Below are 477 nucleotides of genomic sequence, written 5' to 3' on the forward strand. Positions count from 1 at the left end.
GTACAGCCCGATCTCCGAGCGCTCGGCGATCGTCGCCGCGCCGATGTCGGGCGGGTAGGTGCTGCGCGCCGCCATCAGCCCGAGCTGCGCGCGGCCTTGCTGGATCAGGTCGAGCACGTCGTCGTGCTCGGCGATCTGGCATTCGAATTCGAGCGTCGGAAAACGGCGGTCCAGCGCCGCGAGCGTTTCCTCGTATCGGCTCGACTGATAGGTATCCGACACGACGAGCGTGAGGCGCGCTTCCTCGCCGCCCGCCAGACGCGCGGCGACCTGATCGATCGCCTCGCTCGCCTCCAGGACGCGCTGGACTTCGGGCAGCAGCGCACGGGCGGCGTCGGTCAGTGTCGGCTGGCGAGTCGAGCGGTCGAACAGCGTGACGCCAAGATCGATCTCGAGGTTCGCGATCGCCTCGCTGACCGTCGATTGCCGCTTGCCGAGCTTGCGCGCGGCGGCCGAGAACGAGCCGAGGTTCGCGGC

The 477-nt window shown here is 69.4% G+C and carries 1 protein-coding gene; it reads right to left on the bottom strand.

Going from position 1 to position 477, the window contains the following annotated elements:
- Positions 1 to 477 (bottom strand): LysR family transcriptional regulator (locus J5M73_RS31200; RefSeq protein WP_207816920.1); only part of this gene is annotated, 477 nt, incomplete at both ends.

The sequence above is a fragment of the Pseudomonas sp. 50_B genome (genome assembly GCF_017491625.1).
GTDB lineage: Bacteria > Pseudomonadota > Gammaproteobacteria > Pseudomonadales > Pseudomonadaceae > Aquipseudomonas > Aquipseudomonas danubii.